Genomic DNA, 25,875 nt, shown 5'->3' with positions numbered 1-25,875 from the left:
AGAGCGCGGGGACAAGGGAGTATCGCATGACAAAGATCGCATTTATCGGGCTCGGAAACATGGGCTCGGGCATGTGTGTCAATCTCTGCAAGGCGGGCCATGAGGTCCGTGCCTTCGACCTCAATGCCGAGGCGGTGAAGGCCGCTGAAGGCCATGGGGCAGTTGCTGCGGCCACAATTGCGGATGGGGTGAAGGACTCCGAAATTGTGGTCACCATGCTGCCAGCCGGCAAGCATGTCCTGTCGGTCTATTTCGGCGATGACGGCGTGGCGGCCCATGCAGCCAAGGGCGCGCTCTTTCTTGATTGCTCGACCATTGCGGTGGAGGATGCCCGCGAAGCGGCGTCCAAGGCCGACGCGGCAGGCTTCCTGATGGCGGATGCGCCTGTCTCCGGCGGGACGGCTGCGGCAGATGCCGGCACGCTGACTTTCATGGTGGGCGGCCCCGATGAAGCCTATGCCAAGGCCAAGCCGATCCTCGACGTAATGGGCAAGAATATCTTCCATGCCGGCGGCAGCGGGAACGGCCAGGCGGCCAAGATCGCCAACAATATGCTGCTCGGCATCTCAATGATAGGCACATGTGAAGCGTTCAATCTCGCGGAAAAGCTGGGTCTCGACGCGCAGACCTTCTTTGATATCTCCTCCACAGCCTCCGGCCAGTGCTGGAGCATGACGAGCTATTGCCCGGCGCCGGGGCCGGTGCCCACCGCGCCATCAAACCGGGACTATCAGCCCGGTTTTGCGGTCGCGATGATGTTAAAAGATCTTCATCTGGCGGCGTCTGCAGCAAGGGCCGCCGGGGCAGAGGTGACGCTGGGTGAAATGGCGGAAAAAATCTATCAGGATCTGGACACTAGAGGGCATGGCGGGCTCGATTTTTCAGGTGTCATGAAGGATCTCCAGCAACGACTAGACTAGACTCAATTGGCTAAGTTGGGCCGCCCATGATCCGACCAATCCCGGATCGGGCGGCCCATTTTGCAACCATTCGCAGGCTCGCTCATTCATTCGTCTCGGAATGTATTGCGCTGCAGCATTCATGATGGGGATCATGGGGGCGCGAGCTGGCGAATAGGTGAGACTTGAGCAGGCAATTTTTGTTTCGGCCGAAATGTATTCGTGTGTTCACACTCGCGATGCTTCTCGTTGCGTGTTCTCCCGCCGATGATACATCGGCTCCGGTGGCAATAGATGAGGCGCCGATCCTCCCGTCAGAATCAGAGCCATCCGAGCAGGAGCCGCCAGCCAAGAGCCAGCCAGCACCTTCATCTATTTACAACTTGGAACGCGTCCAGCCCGAGCCGGCATCCGTGCCGGTGCGGCCTCAGCCCGAAGATATGGCGGAAGCCAGTACCGTTGCTGCATTTGGCTTGCCTGAGATACGTCAGAAGGCCCGGCGGCTGGCCGCAGAGCCATATGAGCCATCTCGACCCCTTCCGGATGATGCGAAGCGTTTGAACTATGATCAGTACCGACGCATCCTTCCGGTTGCTGGCGACATGGGGTGGTCCGACCCTGCGACAGGATCGCGTGTCTTGTTCGATCCTCGTGGTTACCTGTTTGATCAAGAGGTCCGCATTAACATTATCGACGGGGATACAGTCACGCCCCATAATTACTCTGCCGACGCATTTGATTTCAAGGATTTGCCCCTTTCCGAGGAGACGCGGGAAACACTCGGCTTTGCAGGTTTGCGATTGCTGGCGCCCATCAACAAGGCCGGGAAGTTCGATGAAGTGCTCAGCTTCAAGGGCGCTAGTTTCTTCCGGGCATTGGGAGCGGGCAGCGTGTACGGCGCATCGGCGCGGGGGCTGGGTATTGGAACCGCATCTGCGGATGGGGAGGAATTTCCTGCGTTTCGCGAGTTCTGGGTTGTCCGTCCAGACCCTGCGTCTCAGGGCGTCAGCATTTATGCGCTCATGGACAGCCCGAGCGTAACGGGCGCGTTTGCCTTTGAGGTTTCGGCGGGTCCGCGCACCCAAGTCGAAGTGGAGGCGACTTTTTTCCCCCGAAAGGAAATCGATGGTGTCGGCCTGTCACCACTGACCTCCATGTATTATTTTTCGCCACATGACGTGATCAAGCAGGGCGATGATTTTCGCCCAGCCGTGCACGACTCCGAGGGGTTGGCGATCCAGATGTCGAACGGCGAATGGGTTTGGCGTCCTCTCCAGAACCCCGCCGATCTGGAAGTATCGGTGCTGGCAGGAACACAGCCGATGGGCTTTGGCCTGCTGCAGCGGCATCGGAAATTTGATGACTATTCGGATGTTGAGGCCGCATATCATCAGCGTCCGGACGTCTGGGTGGAGCCGCATGGAGACTGGGGCGAAGGTCAGTTGATGCTCGTCGAGATTCCTACGGTGAACGAGTACAATGACAATATCGCCGTATTCTGGCGCCCGGCATCCGGTTGGCGACCCGGTGGCACACATACGATTTCCTATACGATGAACTGGGGACACAGGCCGGGTGCCCTGGCCGAAGTCATGTCCGTGTCGGACACGCGTGCTGGCCGTAAGCCAGGCGGCAAGGCGCGCATGTTCGTGCTCGACTACGAGGATGTCCCGGAAGGGTTCTTCGAGAATGCCGAACTGGAGATCAGCACATCAGCAGGAAAGATCCTCAATCCGGTGATGCGGCGCCACCCTTCCAGTGACAATTACCGGATGAGTTTCGAGCTCGATCCCGAAGGCGCGGACATGGCGGAACTGCGTGCGGTTGTGATGCGGGGCAGTCGCCCGCTGACGGAGACGTGGCTTTATCGGTGGAGCACAAAATGACGGACCTTCGCCCGCGCCCGACGGAATTTCCGCTTACCATGCCCAACCAGCCCTTGCAGTCCCGGATTGCCAGGGTGCGGGCTGGCACCACGTCTCATGTCTGGCGGAAGCTGTTCGTGCTGGGGGCTTCAGTTCTTCTGACCCTTTGGACCACGCGGGAGATGTACGAGGTTCTGGCAGTGTCGGGAATGACATTGCTGGAATGGGTTCTGCTGTTTGTGTTCGCAATCAATATCAGCTGGATTTGCTTTGCCTTCGTGAACGCAACCATTGGCTTTGCCTGTGCCGTGACGCCGAGGCATGCGGCGCGCTCGGCTGACCCCGTCTGTATCCGAAACGTGCGCACCGTCCTTACGTTCCCAATCTACAATGAGGCGGTTGAAGATGTCTTCGCAACTGTGTCCGCTACGGCGCGGATGCTCGAAGATGCGCCGGGTATCTATGAGTGTTTCATCCTGAGCGACACGACTGATCCCGAAATAGCGCTTGCGGAAGAGGTGGCGTATACAGAATTGTTAAAAACGGTCAGGGGCAATGTTCCTGTTCGCTATCGTCGGCGTACCATCAATCACCATCGCAAATCCGGTAACATTCGCGATTTCGTTATGCGGTGGGGTGGGCGCTACGACCATATGATCGTTTTCGACGCTGACAGCTATATGGAGCGTGACACGATTGTGCATCTTGTGGAGGAGATGGAGCGGGCGCCTCATACTGCGCTGATCCAGACCATCCCTCAGCTTGTCGGTGGGCGCACCCTGCTGTCACGTTGTCAGCAATTTGCATCTGCGCTCTACGGTCCGATCCTTGGGGGTGGGATGGCCTGGTGGGCGCAGAATGAAGGCAATTTCTGGGGGCACAACGCCATCATCAGAATCTCAGCTCTGGCCGAGGCTGCTGGACTGCCGGAGATGCCCGGCAAAGCGCCGTTTGGCGGCTCGATCCTGAGCCATGACTTCGTCGAGGCCGCCTTCTTGCGCCGCGCTGGTTGGAATGTGGAAATTCGCCCCGAAATCGGCGGATCCTATGAGCAGGGGCCGCCCACTATTATTGAACTGGTCAAGCGCGACCGACGCTGGTGCCAAGGCAATATGCAGCACATGGCAGTTCTCTTGAAAACAGGCGGGCTCAGCTGGACCAATCGCTTCCACCTCATCACTGGCATCTTTTCCTACCTTGCCTCACCGCTCTGGCTGGTCTTCATCACACTTGGTATGCTGTTGTCGCTCCAGAACAGCTTCATGCAACCCGCGTATTTTGGGGATGAGGCATCGCTCTTCCCAACTTGGCCGGTGATTGACTCTGAGCGTGCCCTGACCCTCTTCTTCGTCACAATGGGACTGTTGTTTGCTCCCAAGATGTATGGGCTGGTCTACGGACTGGTGTCGCGCGAGTGGCGTCAGTCCGTGGGCGTCGGCAAGACGATTCTCGGCGCTCTGACGGAGACAGCATTGTCGGTCCTGATCGCCCCGATCCTCATGGCGACGCAAACGGGCGCAGTTATCAATGTCTTCCGGGGCAAGGATAGCGGATGGTCGCCGCAGGAACGCGCGCAGGGCGGGTACAGCTTCCTTGCGACGCTGCGCCATAATATTCCAGCCACGCTGCTGGGTGCGGCGCTGATGATGGCGGCTACCGCAATCTCACCCGTCTACGCGGCTTGGCTGGCTCCGGCAACGGTCGGCATGGTCCTTGCGGCTCCATTATCTTATTGGACCGCGAAAGAGTCGGCAGGGCAGCGGGCACGTCAGGCAGGTCTGCTGGTCAGTCCTGTTGAGGTCCGTTTACCGGATAGCGTCGGCCAGTCCTGGGCGGAAGTGCAGGCTTTTTCAACGCTACCAAAGACCGATATGATTTCCCTGTTGCGTGATCGCGTCAGCCAGCGGAAGCGGCGAACGCTGATTGATCCATATTGGCCCCTGCAGCGACATGAGGTTCACGAACCATTGGCGCTCGCTCGTGCGCGTGTAACGCGCGTGCTGACGCTTGAAGAATACATCAAGGCCATATCCAAAGCTGAATTGATGGCTATCCTGAATTCCTCACAGGATCTTGAAAGCATCAGTTTCAGGTTCGCCGTTGCCGGGCGGGTCGCAGGGGATGTCTCTGCTTATGAAAGACTGATGTCCAGCGAGCGAGCAGGCGGGCGTACGACAACCTCCAGCGGAGGACAGCGAAGTGGCACCTGACTTCTCTATTTTGGAAGTGTCATTTAAGCGCTGTTGAGATGAACTTCCTGATCGCATGTAGCGATTCCAGCTCATTGAGGAACGGCGTATGGCCGCGCCTCGGCACAGTCAGCAATCGGCTGCCCTTATGCCGTTTCAGCATGCGGTTCGCGGTTTTTTCTGTGAGGATATCCGAGGTTTCACCGCGAACAATCAGTAGCGGGATGGCCTTGAGCGTCGAGTAGATACGCCACATCGCGAAGTTGACGCGCCAGCTCGGCTTCGTACTGCCCATGCCCCGCACAATTACCGGATCATAGTCGAATATAATCTTTCCATCATCGCGTACCGTGCAAGTTCGCTTGGCAAATTCGAGCCAGTCGTCTGCGTTATAGTCCGGGTAGACGCTCGCCTGTGTTCGGCCAATTGCTGTAGCGGCATCGTCCAGATTGTCGAATGTTTCATCCCCGCCAGCATAGCCGGCGATGCGTTTGAGGCCCGCGGGATTTACTTCGGGCCCGACATCATTGATCACGATGCTCTTGATTTTATCCGGGAAAGCCTTGGCCATCAGCATTGCCATCAGCCCTCCCATCGATGTGCCGACCAGGATCAGATTGTCCAGTTTCAGGTGGTCAATCAGTGTGGCCATGTCTTGCACATAAACGGGCGGCGCATAGGTCTCGCCACTCGGATCGCGATCCGACCGGCCGCGGCCGCGCACATCGACCGAGATGTACCGAGCGGGTAATTCTAAACCGCGTATCATTGGCTCGAAATCCTTATGGTTTCGGGTCAGGCCATGCATGCACAACACTGTGATGTCGCTGTCATGTGGGCCGTATTCGGCGGCGTAAAGTTTCAGTCCGTCATGCGCGGTGTAGAAGATATCCCGTTTTTCCATGGCGGGGCTCAGACCAGCTTGGCCGCGCGGGCAGCGTCGCGGGCATAATAGCGTCCCGACAGGACCAGGAAGAGGATGCTCGCAGCGTTCAGCAGGAGGATGATTTCCAGCGCCGATTTCAGCGGGGTCGTCGAACCTGCATCAGAGAACTGAACACTTAGCCAGCCAGCAAAGGTCGGGCCGCCGCCAATGCCAATCAGGGTCAGACAGAGCAGCATGAAGGCAGATGCGAAGGAGCGCATGCGCAAACCCACCAATTCTTGAGAGGCTGTATAGGCAACGCTGGCATAGATCAGGCCGACAAAGCTCGGCACCACGTTCCACGCATAGGCAAGACCGATGCTGTCTGCCTGAAGGAACAGCCACGCGAATGGCAGGGCAAGCGCGCCACAGGCTGCAATTGTCCACGGGCGCCAGGCCAGGTTCTTCGAAGACATGCGGTCACAGATCTTGCCGACGACGACTGCGCCGACCCCGCCGACGCCACCAATCAACAGGCCGAGTGGAATGGAGACATCCCCAGGGCCGACATGGAAGGTGCGCTGGAGGTGGCTGGACGTGAAGACAAGGAAGGCGTTTGCCGAGACACAGATGAGGCAACAGCCCAACAACAACAACAAGAATGACGTTTGGCCTGAAATGAATTTCAGGGTTTCGCCAATCGATGGCGCTTCGCCATCATCGACGCGTTGTTCAATGGCACCGCGTTTCGGCTCTTTCAGTGTGAAGCGAACCAGCAGGGCCAGGATGAGGCCGGGTATACCCGCGATAAAGAATGCCGCGCGCCAGCCGAACGCTTCATACACCAAACCGCCCAGTGCGAAACCGCCAAGGATGCCGAAGCCAATCCCCGTCGTGTAGATACCGAGCGCGGTGGCGCGTTCGTGAGGCGCGTAGAGATCAGAAATGATGGATGTGGCCGGCGGAGTACCGCCTGCTTCGCCCACACCAACACCCATGCGGGCGACCAGCAAGTGCCAGAAATTCTGAGCAAGGCCGGAGACCGCGGTCATGCCCGACCAGACGGCCAGTGAGAGAGAAATGATCGTGCGGCGATTGCCCCGGTCGGCCCACATTGCCATCGGAATGCCGAGCGTTGCGTAGAAAGCCGCGAACGCGAGGCCTGTCAGCAAGCCGAGTTGAGCGTCGTCCAGTTTCAGGTCAGCCTTGATCGGCTCCAGCAGGATCACGAGGACCTGCCGGTCGATATGGTTGAATGTGTAGACCAGCGTAAGCAATGCCAGCACATAGGCGCGAGATGCATTACGGGACGTCGGAGAGGGTGGGGCCGCGAGATCGGTCATGGCTGTCCTTCAGGCTACGCCGAAGCGGTTACCGGTATCTGCAAGGTTTGGAAGGGACGGACCGGCGACCCACGGAGGTAAAGGTCGCCGGTCCGCTCAGTTGACTAGAAGTCGACCGAGATTGAGGCGGTAAGCGTGCGCGGCGGGCCGTAGAAGGCCGAATACGCACTGTCGAAGCCAAGCTGGCTCGGCGTCACGAAGTTGTAGGCTGCGACGCGGTATTCCTCGTCCGTGAGGTTCCGGCCGTGGATACCGAAGCGCAGGCGCTCGGACGGCGATGTCCAGACGAAGCTGAGGTCCAGCAACGTATAGGAGTCCGGATCCAGCGCCGGACCCCCATTCGGGAACAGCACGTTCGTGCCCGGAGCGAAGCCTGGGTTCTCCACGTTGAAGAGATAATAGGCGTCGCGATAGGAAGCCGATCCTGTGATCGAGATCGCACCGAATTCAGGCCCGAAGTCGCGCATGTAATTCAGCGAGAGCTGGCCCTGCAGTTCCGGTGTATTCTGCGTCACGAACTGGTCGGCGATATTGGTGCCAGCGGACAGGATTTCCTGAATTTCGGCGTCGATATAGCCGAGGTTCCCCATCAGGGTGAACTCGTCATTGATGAACCAGCTGCCCTCAAGCTCGAGGCCGGTATATTCCGAGGAGCCCGCATTGAAGACCGACGACACAAACGTGTCGTTGACGCCGTCATTGTCGGAATCCGCGCCGCTCTGAACCGTGATCTGCTGGTCGGTATATTCAGCAAAGAAGACGGCTGTGTTCAGCAAAAGGCGATCATCGAAGAAGCTGCCTTTGATGCCGAGTTCATAGCTGTCGACCTTCTCCGGTCCGAAGCCTTCCTGTGAAAGTCCCAGCGTATCGAGGTCAGCACGTGCCCGCGGGTCAAAGCCGCCTGCCTTGAAGCCCTGAGCGTAGGTTGCGTAGATGTTCAGGTCGTCCGTTGGCTTGTAGGAAACCGAAATGCGCGGAGTGAACTCCTCGTCTTCCCGGTTCAGGCCTTCATAGCCGGTCTGGGTGACGAAGAAGATCGAGCTGGTATTGGTCGGGTCGAACGAGCCGGAGCCCATGCCGAGCCACAGCTCACGCGTCACGTCTGCAGTGGTTTCATCCTTCGTGAAGCGACCACCGAGGGACACGCTCCACTGGTCAGTCAGGTCATAGGTGAAATCGCCGTAGACGGAGAAGTTTTCCTTGTCCTGCTTGCCAGCCTGATAGACCGTCAGGCCCAGCGCGCTGAGCAACAGGTCGAATGCGCCGTCGGCACTGCCATCAAGATAGTAGATGCCAGCAACGCCAGACAGGCGGTCGCCATTGTACAGCATCTGGAATTCCTGGCTGAACTGGTCGTCATTATAGTAAGCTGGGACATCGAAATCCTGACCGGGCAGGGCGTCGAAGTCGATCGGCGTAACTGTTGCGCCTTCACGATAGGCCGTGATCGATTTTAGCGTGATCTCGTTATTGACGTCCCACTCGCCGGTGAGGGAGTAGCCTTCGGTTTCGACAGAGTTGTCATCACCGATACCGGCGCGGGTGTCATAAACATTATCCGTGACCGGCAGGGTGCCGTCGCCACTCGGGATCAGGCGATGGCCATGCTTGGCGTTGGAGTCGTCTTCAGATTTATCATAGGCAAAGCGGAAGAACAGCGAGTCGGTCGGTGCCCATTCGGCGCTTACGCGATAGGCGAGGACGTCCTTGTCGTAATGGTCTGCGCCGGTGAAGAGGTTCTCCCCGTAACCGTCGCGTTGGTAGTTGGCGATTGCGCCGCCGACCTTGAATGTGTCGCTGAGCGGTACCGAACCGGATACGATCGTGTCGAGCTGGCTGTAGGAGCCGACATTGACCTTGGCTTTCAGGTCCGGCTCGTCGTCCATCTTGGCGGTGACGTATTTAATCGCGCCGCCAATCGTGTTGCGGCCATAGAGCGTGCCTTGCGGTCCGCGCAGGACTTCGATCCGTTCGATGTCGAAAATGTCCAGGATCGCGCCTTGTGGGCGTGCAATATAGACATCATCAACGTAGAGACCGACGCCGGGCTCGAAGCCCCAGAGCGGGTCCTGCTGGCCGACGCCGCGAATGAACGCGATCAGGGTGGAGTTGGAGCCGCGTGCCACTTCGATCGTTGCGTTCGGGGTCGAACGTTGGATGGACGTGATATCGACCGTGCCGGTAGCTTCCAGCTGGTCAGCGCTGAACGCAGAAACGGACAGCGGTACATCGATCAGGTCTTCTTCGCGGCGTTGGGCGGTAACCGTCACCCGGCCTAGCGTGCGGGCCTCTTCCGGGGCCTCATCATCCGCATCCTGCGCATGCGCAGCGTACTGGCCCGCGGTCAGCGCCAGCGCCGACACGAGACCGAATCTCAGCGTATTCATTTTGTGATTTCCCAATTTTTCCTCCCGAGGATTCTTTGTATTTGACGGGATTTATCCAGAACATGCGCGCTTGGGCGATGACCTGAGGGCTCAACACAAGTGAACATTTTCGCTCAGGCGCGTCAGGCTTGAGCAGTTTCCATACTGGACCTGGCATAGACGGCAGGCGAAACACCGCGCATCTTCTTGAACGCCCGATTGAAGGCGCGCACATCGGAATAGCCAAGAAATTCCGCAACTTGGGTGACGCTTGTGCCTTGTGCCAGCATCAGGCCGGCCCGTTCGGCGCGGCTTTCCTGGAGGATGTCCCGGAAACTTGTGTGCTCTTCGCTCAGGCGGCGGCGCAAGGTTGCAACGCTCACGTCCAGATGCCGGGCGACAGCTTGCTGGGTTTCGTGTCCATCCGAGATCAGGTCGGCTGTGCGCACCGAATAGCTTCGCGAGTCGGAAGAGGGCGCGATGGCTTCAAGATGGCGGATGACGCGCGCGAAAATCCCGTCAGCGGTCAGATCGACTTCCGGGGTGGCGGGAATGGTCTCGCAGGCTATGTCGATATCATAGATCAGTTCATAGGCTGCATGACCGTAGCCGATGGGCACCTGCCAGAATTGCAGCTGGCCATTGCCGTCATCATTCCGGTTCCTGAGCAGGCTCACCCGTTTGAGCGCCCGGCCTGCGGCGCCGCCGGTCAGGCTGTCGAGCAGGGCATGAGTCTTGATCAGCAAGGCGTCGCCGACGAAATGCGTCAACGCACGATCATCGCGAAAGCGATAGGGGAAAGTCGAATCATCCACCACCAGCGCCAGCATCGAGTCGGTCTGGCGGACATAGTTGTAGCGCCCGCCATGCATCATGTTGAAATGCGAAGCGAGGCTCCGGATTGCGTCTTGCAGGGTCGAGGCCGCCTGGATCTGCGTCACGACAAATGTGCCGGTCTGGTAGAGCAGCTTTCGTTCAGAAAGTTGCGCAGTCAGGTCGTCGAAGGACCGGGCGATCTCGCGTTGGATGCGATAATAGTCTACCAAATCAATCTGCTTGCCGGGTTGGCTTGTGCGTTTGCCCGGATCGATGCCCAGTCGATCCAGCAGGCCGTCAACGTCCACACCCGACGTTCCGGCCCATGACAGGATCGGTTCAATCTGGTGGAGTTCGAAACTCGCCCGGGTCAGTGACTGCGACATGCGGGTCTTATAGCAGGAATCTGTATCGAAAACGTATCCTGATTCAAAAGGATGTTTTCAAATATGGCGTTGCTGCAACAGGCCTAGCGGTAATAGGCGCACAGCGTGTCGACCAGCGCCCGGCCGATCCCGCCCGCACAACGATAATAGATCGTCTGCGCATCCCTGCGGCTTTCAACCAGACCGGCCGCACGCAGCTTTGCCAGGTGCTGGGATACAGCGGAATGCGATTGGCCGGTCATGTCGGCCAGCTGATGAACAGGGTGCTCGCCTTCATTCAGCGCGCACATGATCTTCAACCGCGTATCACTCGACATGGCCTTCAGCACGTCTGAGGCCTCGTGAATGCGCTCCGACATGAGGTCAAAGGCATCCTTCGTCTGGGGTTTGTGCTGGGCTTTCATCAGGATGTGCTCGTAGTGATTGTTGCGGGCGGCGTATCAGCCAATATGCGAATATAAGCATTAAGATGGTGCGAAACAGGGTCGCGTCTGCAAGAGACGGGCGGGAATACGCTGAAAATGCCCGCATGACGGGGCATTTTGCTGAACTTCAAATCTTGCCGGAATCCGTGCAAACCTTTATGCGCCCCCTATATGCGTTTCGGCGGCGCAATGGACCGCCCTTTATTGGAGACTGCATGTCGAAGGAAGAACTGATTGAATTCGAAGGCACAGTCGTGGAACTGCTGCCGAACGCGACGTTCCGCGTTAAACTCGAGAACGACCACGAAATCATTGCCCATACGGCTGGCAAGATGCGCAAGAACCGCATCCGCGTGCTGACCGGGGACAAGGTCATGGTTGAGATGACCCCTTACGACCTGACCAAGGGTCGTATCACCTACCGCTTCAAATAAGAGATATGGCGTCCTCAGGGCATGTTCCCCTGATCCTCGCCAGTGCGAGTCCCCGGCGGCGAGACCTGCTCGCCCAGATAGGGATTGTGCCGGACGCGATCTGCCCCACTGACATCGACGAATCCCGTCGCAAGGACGAATCTCCGCGTGCGCTGGCCGAAAGGCTGGCGCGGGAGAAGGCCATGGCCTGTCCGGAGGCTGGGTTTGTGCTGGCCGCGGATACCGTGGTTTCGCTGGGCCAGAGAAACCTCGAAAAAGCTGCCGATGCGGCAGAGGCCGAGGCCTTCCTGCGGCTTCTTTCAGGCCGGGCACACCAATGTCTTACCGGTATCGCCGTGAAAGCCCCCGATGGCCGCGTGAGCAGCCGTACCGTGCTTGCTCGGGTGAAGGTGAAGCGCCTGACAGATCAGGAAATCGCTGCCTATATTGCCAGCGGCGAATGGCAGGGCAAGGCGGGCGGCTATGGCATTCAAGGCATGGCCGGCGCCTTCATCACCCATATCAGCGGCAGCTACACCGCGATTGTCGGCCTGCCGCTCTACGAGACGAAATCCCTGCTGGAAGGCATGGGCTGGCGCGTGAAGGCCTAGGCTTTCTCCCAGGCCGTTATGGCCAGAAGGCTCAGCGCGACCACGCCGCCTACCAAGAGCCATATCGGATCGGCCGTCGCGAGCAGGCTGGCATCCTGCTGGGCATCGGTAACAGTCTGGGTGACCAGCGTATCCAGCCCGCTCCAACCTGTCAGCAAGCCCGGTAACTGCACGGCCGCCACGCCAGCACCCACCATACCGACAGCGCCCAGCACCAGTTTGCGAAAGAGGGATTTTCGGCGAATGCCGCCCATCACGTCATTCACGAACGGGGCCGGATCCAGCGCGCGGTCTTCCGCCGTGAAGAGATCGGTCAGGTCTGAATAGGTTTCCTGGTCACGCATCATCGTACTCCATCACGCCACATGGCTGCTTTCAAGGTGTTTGCGGAGCGCGGCCACGCCGCGCGTTACATGGGATTTTATCGTGCCAAGCGGCCAGCCGGTGGCCTCGGCCGCTTCGCGATGGGACAGGCCTGAGGCGACGCACAGCACCACGCAGACCCGCTGGGCTTCAGACAAGGTGTCCAGCGCCCGGTTGAGGTCCATCTGGTCACCGACCTGATCGGACTGGGTGCGCTCGAACGGAATGATCTCTGCCGTTTCGTCAAACTCTATCTCGATCTTCTGCTTTCGGCGGGCTTGCAGATATTCGCGCCAGCAGATCGTGCAGATCCAGGCCGAGAAGGTTCCGCCGGCATAGGAACCAATCTTCTGCCAAGCCTTCAGGAACGTCGCTTGCGCGATGTCATCCCCGTCGCTGGCCGAGCCGGTCAGGCGCCTCGCCATGCCGCGTATGCGGGCCTGATGGCGGCGCACGAGTTCGGCAAAGTCTGCCTCATGACCTCGTGCGGCGCTTGCGGCCAGGTCCGGATCGCTGCGCATGTCGCGCCCTCCCTTGGCAACCAGCCTCAGCTCAACCCTGTTGCCCACGACGACTCGCCGCCCAGAGACCAAGATAGGCCAGACCGATGAAGACAGGGAAGGATGCGACGCCGATCATGGGTTTGACGGCTTCACCTTCTTCCATGCCAACCATCACACCGAGAAAGCCGAAGGCCACTCCGACGGCAAGGAACAAGACGCCCCGGCGCAAATCGGCGCGGACCGGATCGGTGATCAGGGCGAGTTTTTCCATCGTCTCGCCGGTCAGGTCCTGGCCCTTGTCGACCGCATGCCGCACAGTTTCATGCAGGGTCAGGCGTTTCTTGAAATTGTAGTGACTAACCAACCAGACAATCCCGGCAATGGCACCAAAAAAGACTACGGGGACAACAATATCTTCGCTCATTTCAAAAGCTCCTTCAGGCTTGTTCCGGGGCGTCGTGTTCGGCGCCTTTGTAGGGTAGATGCCGGCAGAGGCGCGTTTGGATGCAGCGCACCTGACTTTTTCTTTGTGTCGCCTGTGCTTGCCGATGGCGGGCCCGACCGCTAATCGCGGGGCAATGGTAAAGCTGAGATCGAAAAAGAATCGCAAGCCGCATATAGCGCCGGACCTGTCGTCGACGCAGGGTCGTGCCCGCGCGCGCCGGGAACTGGTCTGGGGAGACCACGGGTTTCTGCGGGCAGCGTTCTCGAACCTGCACCAGATTTCGCCGGAGATGTGGCGCGCCAACCAGCCCTCGCCCAAGAAGGTGGTTGAATATGCCGAGACGCTCGGCATTCGCACCATCCTGAACCTGCGCGGGGAAAGCACCAAGGGCTATTACCTTCTGGAGAAGGAGGCCTGCGAAAAAGCGGGAATCACGCTTGTCGATTTCCAGGTCTTCTCCCGCGACACACCGACGAAAGAGGCATTGTTCGCAGCGAAAGACTTGTTCGAATCGATCGAATACCCGGCTCTCATGCATTGCAAGTCGGGCGCAGATCGGGCGGGGCTGATGTCCGTGCTCTACAAGCTGTTGCGGGAAAAGGTTCCGTTCGAGCAAGCGGTGGAGCAGCTGTCGCTGAAATACCTTCACGTCAAACATGGCAAGACCGGCATGCTGGACGCGTTTTTCCAAGCCTATGCCGATTACAATGCCGGGCGCGCGCCTGAAGACTGGAAACCTTTTCTCGACTGGGTTTCAGACGACTATGACCGGATGGAAGTGAAGGAAAGTTTCCTGCGCGAGTTCGGAAAAGGCATCCAGGTCGACAAGATCCTGCAACGGGAATAGTTGCTTTCCTGTTAGTTAATTTCGTGCTTGGCTGAGCCGAACAGATACCGGAGCTGCCAGAATGCGCGTCCTGATCCTGACCGGCCTTTGCTTGGCCATGCTTGCCGCCTGCAGCCAGAAATCCGACCGTGAAATGTTGACCGAGGCCTGCATCGCCGATGGTGAAGGTCCGGAGACCTGCGCGTGTATCACCGGCGCCATGGAAGAAAAGCTGAGTCCGGACCTGTTTCGGCGCACAGCCGCTGCGATCGGCCGCGAGAAGCGCGATGTCGAGGATTTCGTGGAATCCCTGACCATGGCTGACCAGCTCGAATTTGCATCTTCGCTGACCGCAATGATTTCGTGCGAACTGGCGGTGGCAGACGATGAATAATCAGGGCCTGTCGCAAAATCGACGTCGCCCGGTCATGGGAAGTTCGCTTCTCGCGTGTAATTGGGCGACGGGTGGCACCAATCTGCATAGAATTAGTTTGGAATATAGGAAGGGGATCTCATGAAGTTCTTTATTATCAATAGCTTCCGCACGATGGTCTATGTCGCATATATTGCGATCATCGTTGGGGGCATCGCGCTTGGCCTTTACAATCGGGGTGAATTTACGGGCGAGTTGCTTGGTCTGACCGATACGATTGCTCAAGTAGCCGACTTTGCGGTGTTCACAGTGGGCGGATGGATCGCGGCCAGCCTCGTCTGCGGCCTGATCGTGACATTGCTGGATATTCGCGATGACATAAACGACCGCTTGCCTGATGCGCGTCGCGACGACTGAGCGACTCAATCAGAATCACGATTGAATAAGAACAGGCCATCGATTCGCGTCGGTGGCCTTTTTCAAATGGGGAGGAAACCACAATGACATCACTTGAAGTGGCCGGCGTATATGTCGCCGTGAACATGCTGCTCTTGATCTATCTGGCGTTCCGGGTCGTGTCCGTGCGGCAGTCGGCCAAAGTCTCGGTCGGGACCGGTGGCAATGAGATGCTGGAATTGCGTACGCGAGTGCACGGCAATGCCACGGAATACATCCCGTCCATGCTGGTCGGCCTTGTCATTTTGGCACTGATGGGACTGCCGGCCTGGGCCATCCATGTTGCAGGTGGCGTCTTCACGCTCGGGCGATTGATGCATGTCATCGGGCTTGGCGGGACAATCATGGCCATGCGGGCCGGAGGCATCCTGCTCAGCTGGATTGCAATGGTGCTGACGGCGCTGGCGATCCTGTACCACGCCTTCGCCTGATTTGCGCAGTTGCGCGAGGCGAGCGCAGCGTCCATCTAGCCAGAATGGCTGATTTCAAGATACCGCCGGCCGAATTGCTTGCCGGACTACTGGACCATTGCCGAAAGGAAGGTGCAGACGCTGCCGACGCCCGGATTGGCGAGAGCGAAGGCGTAAGCGTTTCCGTCCGCGACGGCGCGCTGGAGAGCATTGAACGTGAAGAGGGGCGCTCGGTCGCCCTTCGCTGCCTGTATGGCAAGCGACAGGCGCACGTATCCGGCGCGGATTTGTCGCCGGAAGGGCTGAAGGCGCTCGCGGAACGCTGCGTGGCGATGGCGCGCGCTGTGCCCGAAGACAAATATTGCGGCCTGCCGGATGCGGACAAGCTGGCGACAGGCGATCTCGACATGGATCTGACCGGCGAACCGGAAATCTCCGCCGACATCCTGGAATCCGAAGCGCTGACAGCCGAAGCTGCCGCCTTGGGCATTGAAGGCATCAAGACGGTCGCCGGGTGTGGCGCATCCTGGAACCGTTCCTCGCGCTGGGTTGCGGCCAGCAATGGTTTTTCCGCCTTCAAGACAGGCACGTCGACCAGCCTTGGCCTTGCTGCGGTGGCAGAGCGCGATGGCCATATGGAGCGGGACTATGACAGCTGGTCAGTCCGCTTCAAGAAAGACCGCCCGACAGCTGCCGAGATCGGAATCACGGCAGGTGAGCGCACGATCTCGCGCCTTGGCTCACGCAAGCTGAACACGCAGAAGGCCGCTGTCCTGTATGATCGGCGGGTCTCTGCGGGTCTCATAGGGGCATTCCTGGGGGCGATTTCCGGCCCGTCAGTTGCGCGCGGTGTCAGCTTCCTGAAAGACCGGATGGGCGAGCAGGTCTTCGCGGATGGTATCCACATCATCGACGATCCATTCCGCCCGATGGGCATGGGTTCGCGCAGCCATGATGGTGAAGGCCTGCCGGTGCAGAAAACTCACCTGATCGATAATGGCCGACTGACCAGTTGGCTGCTGAATTCCTCTTCGGCGCGCCAGCTGGGCATGGAGCCGAACGGCTTTTCCGCGCTCGGCTTTGGCGATCCTCCCGGCGTGACCACGTCGAACCTCTACCTGAAGGCCGGAGACAAGACTCCCGGCGAACTGGTCAAGGGGGCGGGCAAGGGCCTTTTGGTAACCGACATGTTCGGGCCGTCCATCAATCCGAACAATGGCGACTATTCGGTCGGCGTGTCGGGCTTCTGGTTCGAGGCTGGCGAGATTGCCTATCCAGTGTCCGAAGTCACCATCGCGGGCGACTTGCCCTCCATGTTTGCACGCCTCATCCCGGCCTCGGACCTCGAGTTCCGGGGAACACGGGACGCGCCGAGCATTCTCATCGAGGATATGAGTCTTGCGGGTAGCTGACCGCACCCTGTTTGAAGACATGAAAATCCTGCGTGAGCTCGCGCAGGAAGCCGGGAAATTGGCGCAGTCCTTCATGCTTGGCGGCCAAACGGCAGAGACCTGGCACAAGAGGGGCGGTAGTCCGGTGACCGAAGCCGATATGGCCGTGAACCAGCTCTGCTCGGATCGACTGACACGCTTCCGTCCGGAATATGGTTGGCTGTCCGAAGAGACGCTCGACGATCCCCATGCGCGCCAAAAGGATCGCTGCTGGGTCGTGGACCCGATTGACGGCACCCGCGCCTATATTCGCGGTGATCCGCATTGGTGCATCGGGCTTGCCATTGTGGAAGAGGGCATCTCGGTGGGCGGGGTGCTGTATGCGCCGGAACTGGACGAATTCTACGAGGCGCATCGCGGGCAGGGGGCGTTTCTGAACGGCGCCGCCATCCGGGTCAGTGAGTGCGCCGCCGAGGCAGGTTGCCGCCTGATTGCGGCGGAGACAATGCTGGAGCACCCAGGCTGGCCGGAGCCTTGGCCGCCCGTTACCGTCGCCCGGCCGAAGCCCAACTCCACCCTGTTGCGGATGGCCTTCGTGGCGGCAGGAAAATGGGATGCAACGCTCGTTCTGGGTCAGAAGGCGGACTGGGATCTGGCTGCGGGCACGATCCTCATCGAGGAAGCGGGTGGTGTTGCCACGACACATCGCGGCGAAAAACTCATATTCAACCGGGCAGTACCTGCACAAAGGAGCGTTATTGCTTCTGGAAACGCCCTGCATCCTCTGTTAGTGCGCAGGTCAGAATTTGTGGATATACCTGACCCACAGGAAAGGGCGCCGAAAATGGTGCCTCCAGCGACTACGGAGCCAGCCAAAATGGGCGATACTACCCGCGAGACCAAACAACTTCTCCACATCGTATTCGGCGGCGAGCTGAAGGATGTGACCGAAGTGGAATTCGAAGACCTGTCCAAGGTCGACTTTGTCGGGGCTTTCCCGAACTACAAGGAAGCCTACGACGCCTGGAAGAATGCTGCCCAGCGTACGGTCGACAATGCCGAAACGCGCTATTTCATCCTGCACGCTCACAAGCTGCTGGACCCGGAAACGGGAGACCACCATCACGTCTGAGGTGGTGACAGCTAAGGCCCCCAAGCAGAAGGGGAGCCTGAGGCGCCTGTTTGCAGCCTATTTCCGCCAGCATATCGGTTGGTTCGCCGCCGGCACGCTCATGGCCCTGCTGACCTCGCTCAGCGCCATGGGCTATTCGCTGGTGCTGAAGATGCTTGGCGATCGGCTGCAGGCGAGTTTCGGGGATGAGGTGCAGGTGCCCGTGTCCGGCCCTGACTGGATCTGGTGGATCGGCGGCGCAATCGTGGCCCTGTCCTGTGCGCGGGCGCTCTCGCTCTACCTGATGACCCTGTTCAACAATACCGGCGTCCAGCGCGGGTTGGTGACGGTGCAATCGAGCCAGTTCGATTCCCTGACCGATGGTGATTATGCGCGTGTGGCGGCGGATGCGTCCGGCGACTTTGTCTCGCGCTTCATCAATGATGTGAACGCGATCCGCGATGCGGCGCTGCGCTTTGCCAACAATTTCACCAAAAGCACAATCACCGTGATCGGCATGTTCGGTGTGATGCTGGTCATCGACTGGCAGCTGACCCTGCTGTTGCTGGTCGCCTATCCGATTGCGTTCGGGCCGGTCATCGGCCTCGGCAACCGCATTCGCAAACGCTCCAAACAGGCCCAGAAGCAGGTCGGGCAGGTGACATCGCTCCTGTCGGAAGGCTTCCAATCGGCGCGGGTGGTGAAGGCTTACGGGCTTGAGCCGTACCAGAAATCCCGTGCGCGGCAGGGTTTTGTCGAGCGTTCCAAACTGTTCCTGAAAGTGCTGACGGACCGGGCGGCGGTTGACCCGATTCTTGAAGTCGCGGGTGGCGCTGCATTGGCCGGGATTCTCGGCTTTGCGGCCTGGCGTATGTCGCAGGGGGCAATGACCCTTGGCGACCTGCTCGGCTTCATTGCCGCGCTGGGCATCGTCTCGCCAGAATTGCGAGCACTCGGCACACTGAATGCTGTGGCGCAGGAAGGCGGCGCAGCAGCTGATCGCGTGTTCGAGATTGTCGACGCGACGACTCATATTGCGGATGCGCCAGATGCTGAGCGCTTGAACCGGGTCAACGGACATGTGGTGTTTGATGGGGTCAGCTTTGCCTATCCGGATGGCACGCGGGCATTGAACGGATTGTCCTTTGTTGCGGCGCCGGGCGAAACGGTGGCGATTGTCGGACCGTCGGGCGCGGGCAAGTCGACTGTCTTCAACTTGCTCATGCGCCTCTATGATGCCGAGTCCGGCGCGGTAAGCGTGGATGGCAAGAATGTGCGCGGCGTTGTGGGCGATACGCTCCGGGCCAATATCGGGCTGGTGGCGCAGGATTCGGCGCTGTTCGACGATACGGTCCAGAACAATATTGCGCTCGGGCGTCTTGGCGCGACCAATGCAGAGATCGAGGCGGCGGCCAAGGCGGCCAATGCGCATGACTTCATTACTGCCATGCCGGACGGCTACCAGTCGCCGGCGGGTGAGATGGGCCGCAACCTTTCCGGCGGCCAACGCCAGCGCGTGGCCCTGGCGCGGGCGATCCTGCGCGGTGCGCCGATCCTGTTGCTGGACGAGGCGACATCGGCCCTCGACGCCGAGAGCGAAGCAAAAGTGCAGGCGGCCCTTGCGGAATTCTCCAAGGGCCGCACCACGCTGATTATTGCGCATCGCCTTTCTACAGTTCGCGCGGCCGACCGCATCATTGTGATGGAAGACGGCCGCGCGGTGGAGGAAGGCACGCATGACGCGCTGATGGCCTCCAGTGGCGCCTATAAGCGCCTGGTCGAGCTCCAGCTGAGCTAGCCGGCCACCCCGGCTGGTATCTTGCGCGTCAGATTGATGTTCGTGCGAAACAGATTGTCGGGGTCGGTTGCTTCCTTGATGCGTACAAGCCGGTCAAGATTTTCCCCAAAGGCGTCTTCCAGATTATTGGCTTCGTCCCCCTCGGGAATGAAGTTTACATAGCGCGTACCCATGGCGTGGGGCTCCAATGCCTGGAACAGTTTTCGGGCCCATTGAACACATTTTCCGTCATCGGCCGGGTCTTGCCAGCGCGTATGGACGTTGACCACAAAATGGGACTGACGGTTTGGCCAAGCCGTGGCATCCGCCGGAATGCGCGTCGCAGCGCCACCGACATGCCCGAAGAAAATCTCGCATTCATCCGAAGGCAGATTGTTGACCGCTTCATGTATAATGTCGATGGCGGCGTCACTGAAGGCGGCGACATCATGGCTTTTCCAGTAATTGCGTGCGCCTTCGGTGAGCAGCGGATCGAAACTGGTTTGCCAGTCGGCGAACGGCATCGGGCCAAAATGAGTTGCAATCGGATTTCCGATGGAGCGCACGCCCAATGTGGCGGCCTCTGCAGCGTTCAGATCACCGATAAAGCAGAAAGGAACCACCATGACCTCGCGGCCATGCCATTCCTCAGGTATGAAGGGCAGGGGCGGGGCCTTGCGCGAAACGGCCCAGCAGGTCAGTTCGTCCGGCGCGTCTGCAACGAGCGCCTGAAGTGCGCGGGTCACATCTGGAAAATCTGCAATCGGATGGACCAGCATGCCTGCAAACACTTCCGGGCCAACGGGGTGCAGGTCGAATGTGAATTCGGTGACGACACCGAAATTCCCACCACCACCCTGAAGGGCCCAGAATATATCGGAATTTTCAGTCTTGCTTGCAGTGATGATCGAGCCGGAAGCGGTCACGAGTCGTACGGATTTCAGGCAGTCCACCGTCAGTCCATACTTCCGCGTCACCCAGCCAAATCCGCCCCCCAGCGCCAGCCCGGCTATTCCTGTTGTTGAATTGATGCCAGTTGGCACGACCAGTCCGAATTCCTGTGTGGCCCGGTCGACATCGCCGAGAGACGCGCCGGGCTGAACCCGCGCCGTCCGGGCCTCCGGATCGACAGTGACCGATTTCATGTCCTGCATGTCGAGCACGAGCCCGTCATCGCAAAGGGCCATGCCAGCGATGTTGTGTCCGCCAGAGCGCAGCGACATGAGCAAGCCATTGGTGGAAGCGAAGCTTACCGCAGCGGCGATGCCAGCTTCGTCCCTGGCGACCAGGATGGCGGCCGGCCGTTTGTCGATCATGCCGTTCCAGATGGCGCGGCGCGCGTCATAGTCATCGGCCTCCGGCGTGATGATCCGGCATCCGGTCGACTGTTGAAGTTCGTTTGCGGAATAGCTTTGCGTGCTCCCGCCCAGTGTATTGATTACAACATTGGTCATTGCGTTTCTCCGTCCCCCATAAGCACGACAATCGCGCTGTTCGTGGGAGGATATTTGCATTGTTGCCCTAAATACGTAATTCTCCTGCATCCGGAAAAAATGCTCATTCATCCAGAGTGTGGCTCGGATCGAGACCGTTTCGGTCTCAGGGGGACGCGTATGGATGTATTATCGCAGGTTTTGAGTGCCGTTCGATTTGAAGCGGCCTTTTATTTCAAGGTCAATGCGTCGGCGCCCTGGGTAACGACCAACCCGTCAATGGACGAGATCGGCTCCATCGTGATGCCGCATGTCCAGCATGTGATTCCGTTTCACGTGATGATTGATGGCGATGCGTGGGCGTGGTCAGCCGCAGGCGATACCGAACCGCAGACCCTGCGGTCTGGCGAGATCATGATCTTGCCTCAGGGGGCAGAGCATTTCATCGCATCCGATCAGAAGCCGAACATGATCCCGAAAGTTGACGTGGAGCCGTATCGGGATGCGGCCAAGCGCGTGACGCCCTATAATCACGTCCAGATTGGCGGAGACGGCACGCCCGCAACGTTTGTTTGCGGATATTTCGGCTGTGATGCCCGGCCATTCAATCCGCTGCTGAGCGCCTTGCCAGGGATGATGATCGTGCGGCCCACCGACAGTACATGGGCGTTGATGCAGAATTTGATCGTCTCGGCGCTGGACGAGGATGAGCGCCCGGAAGCCGGCAGCCAGACGGTTCTGGCCAAGTTGAGCGAGCTGATGTTCGTTCAGACGCTGCGCCACTATATCGAGACCTTGAGTGAAGATTCGGTTGGCTGGATTTCGGGCCTGCGGGATGAGCGGGTGGGCGCGGTACTGCGCCTGATCCATACACGTCCCGCTGAGCCGTGGACGCTGGACAAGCTGGCCAAGGAAGCGGGCATGTCGCGTTCGGCTCTGGCTGACCGGTTCGCGGCATATACGGGCGAGCCGCCATCCCGTTACCTGACGCGCTGGCGGATGCAACTGGCTTCCAGCCTGCTGTCAAACAGCAGCGTATCGATCGCAGAAGCGGCAGAAACTGTGGGCTACAGCTCCGAGGCAGCTTTCAAACGGGCATTCAAGAAGCATGTCGGAGAGACGCCGGGTCGGGCACGCCGCGCCAGTCCGCCCGCAATTGGACAAGCCTGAGCGACGCCTGTGAGGGCGCTGGGTGGGCTGATGAGTTTTCCGGGGGAAGGGTTGCGGTCAGGTGTCCGGAGCGGGCACAGCGGCCGCATAGGCGCTGACCGAGGCGCTGACAGGTGAGTTGACTGATGCGCTGACGGGGGCGCAGGTCGAGGGGCTCGTGGTAGGTGAGCTGAGTCTCCCACGCTCACCCGGATGGGCGGACGGCAGATCGCCAAGCGCGATGCGGAAGGCTTTTGACGGTGTGAAGGCCAGCGGGTCGTCGGGAGCTTGCGGGAATTCGTGCGGAGGATGCCCGATCCATTTCAGGTATACGGTTCCCTGCCGATCAATGACCGTCATGAACGGGATGCCCCTGCCTTTCACGGCGCGCACATAGAGACGCCACGCGACCATCTGCAGCCAGATCCAGAACCTATGGGGTTCCAGACAGGAAGGCAGGGGCGAAGCCAGTGGAGCGAGCAGGGTGTCCATGCCCCAGAGTTTGCCGTCGAGCAGAGGGCGGTTGGATAGCAGATACAAAAAACCCCTGAACTGCGCGGCAGGTCAGGGGTCTTGAAAAATATGAGCTGGGGAGAGGCTGAAAGGTGTCCCCGCTCTAGCCGAGGGCTTTTTCGATTTCGCGGGCAGCGGATTCGAATTGGTCGACGGCCGTGTCTTCGGCCAGAAGGCGTTTCGCAGCGGCCGTGGCGGCGTCTGCAGCGGCGCGGCGGACTTCCTCGGTCGCTTCGGCTTCGGCGCGAGTGATGCGGGCTTCGGCCAGCGCTTCGCGGCGGGCGAGGCGGTCTGCAATATCCTTGCGAGCCTCTTTCATGATCCGCTTGGCGTCGTCCTTGGCCTGGGCGATCATCGCTTCGGCTTCCTTGTCTGCATCCTGCTGGCGACGCTCAGCGAGGGCGAGGGCTTCAGCCGCCTGCTCGCGCAGGCTCTGGGCTTCTTCCAGCTCGTTGCGGATGTCGTCTGCGCGCTTGTCGAGGCCGCCGAGGATCGTCTTCAGGGCGCCCATGCGCCATGCGATCAACAGGAAGGCCGCGAAAGCCAGGAATGCGGTGTGCGTGACCGGATCGGTCAGCGAATACATGAAGCCGCCGATGAAGCCGCCACCGCCATGCGCATCAGATGCGGCAAAGGCGGGTGATGCGACCAGCGCAGCGAAGGTGAGGGCAGGGGCAAGACGAAGGGTCATCTGCATGTCTCTCTTAATTCAGAGCCGTCGAAACGGCTTTCTTGAGGTCAGCCGCAGAGGCCTTGAGGCCGAAACGGGCCGTCATGGCGTCAGTTGCGTCTACAGCGATTTGTTCGACATTCTGCATGGCCGTTGCGCGCAGGGCGGAGATCCGCTCTTCGGCAGCGTCCAGCTTCTTTTCGATCTCGGCGTCGACGCGAGCCGTTTCAGCCGTCATTTCGGCATCAATCTTGGCCGCTGCCTTGTTCGCTGTTTCGCGGGCTTTCGCCTTGGCCTGGGCAATGCGCAGTTCGAGCGCCTGCTGGGCTTCGGTGGCCTGCTCGTTCAGCTTGGCTGCCTGATCAAGATCAGAGGCGATGCGGTCAGACCGTTTTTCGATCGTGTCCGACATCTTTGGCAGGATGAAGCGCGAGAGGGAGAAGTAGAGGGTCGCGAAAAGGATCGCGAGCCAGAACAACTGGCCCGGCATGTGCCACGCCTCGAAAGGCGGGAACGGAGGCGGCGCGTCATCCGGTAGGTGATGGGCAGTTTCCGCAAGCAGGGCGAGCAGCATTTCAGTACCTCAAGTGCAGCATCAGGCTGGATCGGGCCGGAGACGTTCAGATCCTCCGGCCCGTTCTTGGCGTGTTCGAATTGGTCTTAGACCACGACGAACAGGATCAGGACGGCCACGAGGAACGACAGGATGCCGAGCGCCTCTGCGAGAGCCATACCGATGAAGAGGTTACCAGTCTGCTGTGGAGCAGCGGACGGGTTGCGCATGGCAGCGTCGAGGAATGAGCTGAAGATGTTGCCCACACCGATCGCGGCACCGATCATGCCGAGAGTTGCGAGGCCAGCGCCTACATATTTGAGGCCGAGTGCGATATCGCCTTCCATGGTCGTCTCCTGTTTGGAATGCAAGGGTTTCAATAATTTGCGGCCCGTGAAGCGTGTTCGTTAGGCTGCGTCAAGTTTTTTAGTGCGTGCCCAAGGGCCGCACTGGCGAAGAGTCCTTAGTGTGACGGGTGCAGTGCGTCGTTCAGGTAAACGCAGGTCAGGATTGCGAAAACATAGGCCTGAAGACCTGCCACAAGAAGTTCGAGAGCGTTGAGCGCGATACCCATACCGAAGGCCAGGATGCCGACCACACCCATGAACACCGCGCCGGACAGGGCCGCGCCGATGAGCTGGGCTGCAAAGGTTGCAAACAGTTTCAGCATGATGTGGCCAGCCAGCATGTTGGCGAACAGACGCAGCGCCAGCGTGACCGGACGGGCCAGGAAGGAAATGACCTCGATAGGCACGAGGATGAAATAGATCGGCCAAGGGGCGCCCGATGGGGCAAACAGCTTGAAGAAGCTGAGGCCGTTCTTCCAGATGCCGAAGCCGATGACGATGCCGATCACGAGCAGGGCCAGGGCGCCGGTCACGACCAGATGGCTGGTTGTGGTGAAGGCGTAAGGCACCATGCCGATCATGTTGGCAAAGAACACGAAGAAGAAGAGCGTGAAGACGAACGGGAAGAAGCGCAGGCCTTCTTCACCAGCGGTCGAGCGGACCATGTCGGCGACGAAGCCATAGCCGATCTCGGCCATGGATTGCGTCCGGCCCGGAACAAGCGCTTTCTTGGAAGCGGCGTAGCCGAAGAAGGCGATGCAGAGCACCACGCCCAGCAGCATGAAGCCGGAGGCGTTGGTGAAGGAAATGTCGATATTGCCGAGGCGCAGGTCCAGCCACTTCGTGACCTGGAACTGGTGGATCGGATCAATCGCGGTGTTTTGCAGAGCGAAGTTCATTCGTTCCCGGTCCCGTCTGTTGGAGCCTCAGGCTCCGATAAATTCCCTAGCGCCCGGGCATTCAGCTCCCGATAGGCGCGCATCATCGCTCGTATACCTGCTGCGAAGCCGAGTGTCCCGACAATCAGCAGGCCCCAGGGCTTTGTTCCTGCGAATGCGTCGATCCAGAAACCAATGAGGCCTCCGACAAAGATGCAGGCGACAAATTCCGCGCCGTATCGCAGGGCGTAGGCCCCGGCCGAAAGACTTCCATCATCTGCATCCAACTTGCGTTTTGCCGCATCCTTTGCCGCTCTGGCCGCCTGAGCCTGGGCGATACGTTCACCGAGGTCGTTCGGGCCTTCACTGGACATGGTTTGCTAAGCTTCGCGCAAGCGAATCCCTTCTGATGGGGTGCCCCCCGGATTTCGGCGCAAACTATGTATTGGGGGCAGGCAAGTCAACCACGATTGCAGAAAGCTAGAGGTCTGATTCTATT

At 59.5% G+C, this 25,875-nt stretch carries 28 protein-coding genes; 13 read left to right on the top strand and 15 right to left on the bottom strand.

The window, feature by feature from the left end:
* Positions 1–26 precede the first annotated feature (26 nt).
* The 3 genes from mmsB (at position 27) to mdoH (ending at position 4,974) form a co-directional block, all read left to right on the top strand.
* A complete protein-coding gene (gene mmsB, locus CFA77_RS11990) occupies positions 27–920 on the top strand; it encodes a 3-hydroxyisobutyrate dehydrogenase (RefSeq protein ID WP_206990895.1) in 894 nt (297 codons plus the stop codon).
* Between the two features lie 203 nt (positions 921–1,123).
* Entirely contained in the window at positions 1,124–2,785 is a 1,662-nt protein-coding gene (locus tag CFA77_RS11985) for a glucan biosynthesis protein (RefSeq protein ID WP_206990894.1), read from the top strand.
* Entirely contained in the window at positions 2,782–4,974 is a 2,193-nt protein-coding gene (gene mdoH / locus CFA77_RS11980) for a glucans biosynthesis glucosyltransferase MdoH (protein WP_206990893.1), read from the top strand. The genes CFA77_RS11985 and mdoH overlap by 4 nt, the downstream gene beginning before the upstream one ends.
* Positions 4,975–4,993: 19 nt before the next feature.
* Here mdoH and CFA77_RS11975 read toward each other — a convergent pair whose 3' ends face one another.
* From CFA77_RS11975 to CFA77_RS11955, 5 genes are all read right to left on the bottom strand, one after another.
* Positions 4,994–5,857 carry an alpha/beta fold hydrolase gene (locus CFA77_RS11975; protein ID WP_206990892.1) on the bottom strand — a complete coding sequence of 288 codons (864 nt, stop codon included), beginning with the start codon at positions 5,855–5,857 and terminating at the stop codon, positions 4,994–4,996.
* A gap of 8 nt (positions 5,858–5,865) precedes the next feature.
* Entirely contained in the window at positions 5,866–7,161 is a 1,296-nt protein-coding gene (locus tag CFA77_RS11970; protein WP_206990891.1) for an MFS transporter, read from the bottom strand.
* Positions 7,162–7,265: 104 nt separating this feature from the next.
* Entirely contained in the window at positions 7,266–9,548 is a 2,283-nt protein-coding gene (locus CFA77_RS11965; protein ID WP_206990890.1) for a TonB-dependent receptor, read from the bottom strand.
* 122 nt (positions 9,549–9,670) lie between these two features.
* On the bottom strand, positions 9,671–10,729 hold the full coding sequence (locus CFA77_RS11960; RefSeq protein ID WP_206990889.1) for a helix-turn-helix transcriptional regulator: 1,059 nt from the start codon (positions 10,727–10,729) through the stop codon (positions 9,671–9,673).
* Between the two features lie 83 nt (positions 10,730–10,812).
* Positions 10,813–11,133 carry a helix-turn-helix transcriptional regulator gene (locus tag CFA77_RS11955; RefSeq protein ID WP_242517337.1) on the bottom strand — a complete coding sequence of 107 codons (321 nt, stop codon included), beginning with the start codon at positions 11,131–11,133 and terminating at the stop codon, positions 10,813–10,815.
* Between the two features lie 236 nt (positions 11,134–11,369).
* Between CFA77_RS11955 and infA the strand changes: the two genes are divergently transcribed.
* Both infA and CFA77_RS11945 read left to right on the top strand, forming a co-directional pair.
* Complete coding sequence (infA, locus tag CFA77_RS11950; RefSeq protein ID WP_011646371.1) at positions 11,370–11,588, top strand: translation initiation factor IF-1; 219 nt, start codon at positions 11,370–11,372, stop codon at positions 11,586–11,588.
* Positions 11,589–11,593: 5 nt separating this feature from the next.
* Positions 11,594–12,178 carry a nucleoside triphosphate pyrophosphatase gene (locus CFA77_RS11945; RefSeq protein WP_206990888.1) on the top strand — a complete coding sequence of 195 codons (585 nt, stop codon included), beginning with the start codon at positions 11,594–11,596 and terminating at the stop codon, positions 12,176–12,178.
* Here the strand turns inward: CFA77_RS11945 and CFA77_RS11940 are convergent.
* From CFA77_RS11940 to CFA77_RS11930, 3 genes are read right to left on the bottom strand one after another with little or no spacing between them, the layout of a single operon-like run.
* A complete protein-coding gene (locus CFA77_RS11940; protein ID WP_206990887.1) occupies positions 12,175–12,525 on the bottom strand; it encodes a hypothetical protein in 351 nt (116 codons plus the stop codon). The two genes, CFA77_RS11945 and CFA77_RS11940, sit on opposite strands and share 4 nt — an antisense overlap.
* A gap of 9 nt (positions 12,526–12,534) precedes the next feature.
* Complete coding sequence (locus tag CFA77_RS11935) at positions 12,535–13,062, bottom strand: RNA polymerase sigma factor (protein ID WP_206990886.1); 528 nt, start codon at positions 13,060–13,062, stop codon at positions 12,535–12,537.
* Between the two features lie 31 nt (positions 13,063–13,093).
* Positions 13,094–13,468: a DUF6249 domain-containing protein gene (locus CFA77_RS11930; protein WP_206990885.1), complete on the bottom strand. Its 375-nt coding sequence runs from the start codon at positions 13,466–13,468 to the stop codon at positions 13,094–13,096.
* 154 nt (positions 13,469–13,622) lie between these two features.
* On the opposite strand from CFA77_RS11930, the gene CFA77_RS11925 reads away from it, so the two are divergent.
* The 7 genes from CFA77_RS11925 to CFA77_RS11895 all read left to right on the top strand — a co-directional run bounded on the left by CFA77_RS11925 (position 13,623) and on the right by CFA77_RS11895 (position 19,854).
* Positions 13,623–14,336: a beta-lactamase hydrolase domain-containing protein gene (locus CFA77_RS11925; RefSeq protein WP_206990884.1), complete on the top strand. Its 714-nt coding sequence runs from the start codon at positions 13,623–13,625 to the stop codon at positions 14,334–14,336.
* Between the two features lie 61 nt (positions 14,337–14,397).
* Positions 14,398–14,709: a hypothetical protein gene (locus tag CFA77_RS11920; RefSeq protein ID WP_034811431.1), complete on the top strand. Its 312-nt coding sequence runs from the start codon at positions 14,398–14,400 to the stop codon at positions 14,707–14,709.
* Between the two features lie 120 nt (positions 14,710–14,829).
* Positions 14,830–15,105 (top strand): hypothetical protein, encoded by a 276-nt coding sequence (locus CFA77_RS11915; RefSeq protein ID WP_034811433.1) that lies wholly within the window; start codon positions 14,830–14,832, stop codon positions 15,103–15,105.
* An 83-nt stretch (positions 15,106–15,188) separates the two neighbouring features.
* On the top strand, positions 15,189–15,575 hold the full coding sequence (locus tag CFA77_RS11910) for an MAPEG family protein (RefSeq protein WP_034811435.1): 387 nt from the start codon (positions 15,189–15,191) through the stop codon (positions 15,573–15,575).
* Positions 15,576–15,619: 44 nt separating this feature from the next.
* Positions 15,620–16,966, top strand: a complete 1,347-nt coding sequence (locus CFA77_RS11905) for a TldD/PmbA family protein (protein WP_206990883.1) — start codon at positions 15,620–15,622, stop codon at positions 16,964–16,966.
* A complete protein-coding gene (locus CFA77_RS11900; RefSeq protein WP_242517336.1) occupies positions 16,953–18,077 on the top strand; it encodes an inositol monophosphatase family protein in 1,125 nt (374 codons plus the stop codon). Before CFA77_RS11905 ends, CFA77_RS11900 begins: the two co-directional genes overlap by 14 nt.
* A gap of 4 nt (positions 18,078–18,081) precedes the next feature.
* Positions 18,082–19,854: an ABC transporter ATP-binding protein gene (locus CFA77_RS11895; RefSeq protein WP_242517335.1), complete on the top strand. Its 1,773-nt coding sequence runs from the start codon at positions 18,082–18,084 to the stop codon at positions 19,852–19,854.
* Here CFA77_RS11895 and CFA77_RS11890 read toward each other — a convergent pair.
* The gene (locus CFA77_RS11890) at positions 19,851–21,287 is read right to left on the bottom strand and encodes an FAD-binding oxidoreductase (RefSeq protein WP_206990881.1); all 1,437 of its coding nucleotides are present in this window, start codon (positions 21,285–21,287) and stop codon (positions 19,851–19,853) included. The two genes, CFA77_RS11895 and CFA77_RS11890, sit on opposite strands and share 4 nt — an antisense overlap.
* Positions 21,288–21,446: 159 nt before the next feature.
* Here CFA77_RS11890 and CFA77_RS11885 point away from each other — a divergent pair, with 159 nt between their 5' ends.
* Positions 21,447–22,436, top strand: coding sequence for an AraC family transcriptional regulator (locus tag CFA77_RS11885; RefSeq protein ID WP_206990880.1), 990 nt, complete (start codon positions 21,447–21,449; stop codon positions 22,434–22,436).
* Between the two features lie 57 nt (positions 22,437–22,493).
* On the opposite strand, the gene CFA77_RS11880 is transcribed toward CFA77_RS11885, so the two are convergent.
* From CFA77_RS11880 to CFA77_RS11855, 6 genes are all read right to left on the bottom strand, one after another.
* Positions 22,494–22,907, bottom strand: a complete 414-nt coding sequence (locus CFA77_RS11880; RefSeq protein WP_206990879.1) for a hypothetical protein — start codon at positions 22,905–22,907, stop codon at positions 22,494–22,496.
* A 124-nt stretch (positions 22,908–23,031) separates the two neighbouring features.
* Positions 23,032–23,619 (bottom strand): ATPase, encoded by a 588-nt coding sequence (locus CFA77_RS11875; protein ID WP_206990878.1) that lies wholly within the window; start codon positions 23,617–23,619, stop codon positions 23,032–23,034.
* A gap of 13 nt (positions 23,620–23,632) precedes the next feature.
* Positions 23,633–24,172 carry a hypothetical protein gene (locus CFA77_RS11870; RefSeq protein ID WP_206990877.1) on the bottom strand — a complete coding sequence of 180 codons (540 nt, stop codon included), beginning with the start codon at positions 24,170–24,172 and terminating at the stop codon, positions 23,633–23,635.
* An 86-nt stretch (positions 24,173–24,258) separates the two neighbouring features.
* A complete protein-coding gene (locus CFA77_RS11865) occupies positions 24,259–24,498 on the bottom strand; it encodes a F0F1 ATP synthase subunit C (protein ID WP_206990876.1) in 240 nt (79 codons plus the stop codon).
* Between the two features lie 116 nt (positions 24,499–24,614).
* Positions 24,615–25,397 (bottom strand): F0F1 ATP synthase subunit A, encoded by a 783-nt coding sequence (locus CFA77_RS11860; protein ID WP_206990875.1) that lies wholly within the window; start codon positions 25,395–25,397, stop codon positions 24,615–24,617.
* Positions 25,394–25,750 carry an AtpZ/AtpI family protein gene (locus CFA77_RS11855; RefSeq protein WP_051607505.1) on the bottom strand — a complete coding sequence of 119 codons (357 nt, stop codon included), beginning with the start codon at positions 25,748–25,750 and terminating at the stop codon, positions 25,394–25,396. Before CFA77_RS11855 ends, CFA77_RS11860 begins: the two co-directional genes overlap by 4 nt.
* Between the last annotated feature and the right edge of the window lie 125 nt (positions 25,751–25,875).

The organism is Hyphomonas sp. KY3 (genome assembly GCF_017309975.1).
Lineage (GTDB): Bacteria > Pseudomonadota > Alphaproteobacteria > Caulobacterales > Hyphomonadaceae > Hyphomonas.
Note: the sequence above shows the minus strand (reverse complement) of the source record. Positions and strands in the feature narration are given on the sequence as shown.

Excerpts from the sequence above, each read along its gene's own strand:
- mmsB (WP_206990895.1), top strand. The coding sequence starts at position 27 with ATGACAAAGATCGCATTTATCGGGCTCGGAAACATGGGCTCGGGCATG.
- mdoH (WP_206990893.1), top strand. The coding sequence starts at position 2,782 with ATGACGGACCTTCGCCCGCGCCCGACGGAATTTCCGCTTACCATGCCC.
- CFA77_RS11975 (WP_206990892.1), bottom strand. The coding sequence starts at position 5,857 with ATGGAAAAACGGGATATCTTCTACACCGCGCATGACGGACTGAAACTT.
- CFA77_RS11970 (WP_206990891.1), bottom strand. The coding sequence starts at position 7,161 with ATGACCGATCTCGCGGCCCCACCCTCTCCGACGTCCCGTAATGCATCT.
- CFA77_RS11965 (WP_206990890.1), bottom strand. The coding sequence starts at position 9,548 with ATGAATACGCTGAGATTCGGTCTCGTGTCGGCGCTGGCGCTGACCGCG.
- CFA77_RS11960 (WP_206990889.1), bottom strand. The coding sequence starts at position 10,729 with ATGTCGCAGTCACTGACCCGGGCGAGTTTCGAACTCCACCAGATTGAA.
- CFA77_RS11955 (WP_242517337.1), bottom strand. The coding sequence starts at position 11,133 with ATGAAAGCCCAGCACAAACCCCAGACGAAGGATGCCTTTGACCTCATG.
- infA (WP_011646371.1), top strand. The coding sequence starts at position 11,370 with ATGTCGAAGGAAGAACTGATTGAATTCGAAGGCACAGTCGTGGAACTG.
- CFA77_RS11945 (WP_206990888.1), top strand. The coding sequence starts at position 11,594 with ATGGCGTCCTCAGGGCATGTTCCCCTGATCCTCGCCAGTGCGAGTCCC.
- CFA77_RS11940 (WP_206990887.1), bottom strand. The coding sequence starts at position 12,525 with ATGATGCGTGACCAGGAAACCTATTCAGACCTGACCGATCTCTTCACG.
- CFA77_RS11935 (WP_206990886.1), bottom strand. The coding sequence starts at position 13,062 with ATGCGCAGCGATCCGGACCTGGCCGCAAGCGCCGCACGAGGTCATGAG.
- CFA77_RS11930 (WP_206990885.1), bottom strand. The coding sequence starts at position 13,468 with ATGAGCGAAGATATTGTTGTCCCCGTAGTCTTTTTTGGTGCCATTGCC.
- CFA77_RS11925 (WP_206990884.1), top strand. The coding sequence starts at position 13,623 with ATGGTAAAGCTGAGATCGAAAAAGAATCGCAAGCCGCATATAGCGCCG.
- CFA77_RS11920 (WP_034811431.1), top strand. The coding sequence starts at position 14,398 with ATGCGCGTCCTGATCCTGACCGGCCTTTGCTTGGCCATGCTTGCCGCC.
- CFA77_RS11915 (WP_034811433.1), top strand. The coding sequence starts at position 14,830 with ATGAAGTTCTTTATTATCAATAGCTTCCGCACGATGGTCTATGTCGCA.
- CFA77_RS11910 (WP_034811435.1), top strand. The coding sequence starts at position 15,189 with ATGACATCACTTGAAGTGGCCGGCGTATATGTCGCCGTGAACATGCTG.
- CFA77_RS11905 (WP_206990883.1), top strand. The coding sequence starts at position 15,620 with ATGGCTGATTTCAAGATACCGCCGGCCGAATTGCTTGCCGGACTACTG.
- CFA77_RS11890 (WP_206990881.1), bottom strand. The coding sequence starts at position 21,287 with ATGACCAATGTTGTAATCAATACACTGGGCGGGAGCACGCAAAGCTAT.
- CFA77_RS11885 (WP_206990880.1), top strand. The coding sequence starts at position 21,447 with ATGGATGTATTATCGCAGGTTTTGAGTGCCGTTCGATTTGAAGCGGCC.
- CFA77_RS11880 (WP_206990879.1), bottom strand. The coding sequence starts at position 22,907 with ATGGACACCCTGCTCGCTCCACTGGCTTCGCCCCTGCCTTCCTGTCTG.
- CFA77_RS11875 (WP_206990878.1), bottom strand. The coding sequence starts at position 23,619 with ATGACCCTTCGTCTTGCCCCTGCCCTCACCTTCGCTGCGCTGGTCGCA.
- CFA77_RS11870 (WP_206990877.1), bottom strand. The coding sequence starts at position 24,172 with ATGCTGCTCGCCCTGCTTGCGGAAACTGCCCATCACCTACCGGATGAC.
- CFA77_RS11865 (WP_206990876.1), bottom strand. The coding sequence starts at position 24,498 with ATGGAAGGCGATATCGCACTCGGCCTCAAATATGTAGGCGCTGGCCTC.
- CFA77_RS11860 (WP_206990875.1), bottom strand. The coding sequence starts at position 25,397 with ATGAACTTCGCTCTGCAAAACACCGCGATTGATCCGATCCACCAGTTC.
- CFA77_RS11855 (WP_051607505.1), bottom strand. The coding sequence starts at position 25,750 with ATGTCCAGTGAAGGCCCGAACGACCTCGGTGAACGTATCGCCCAGGCT.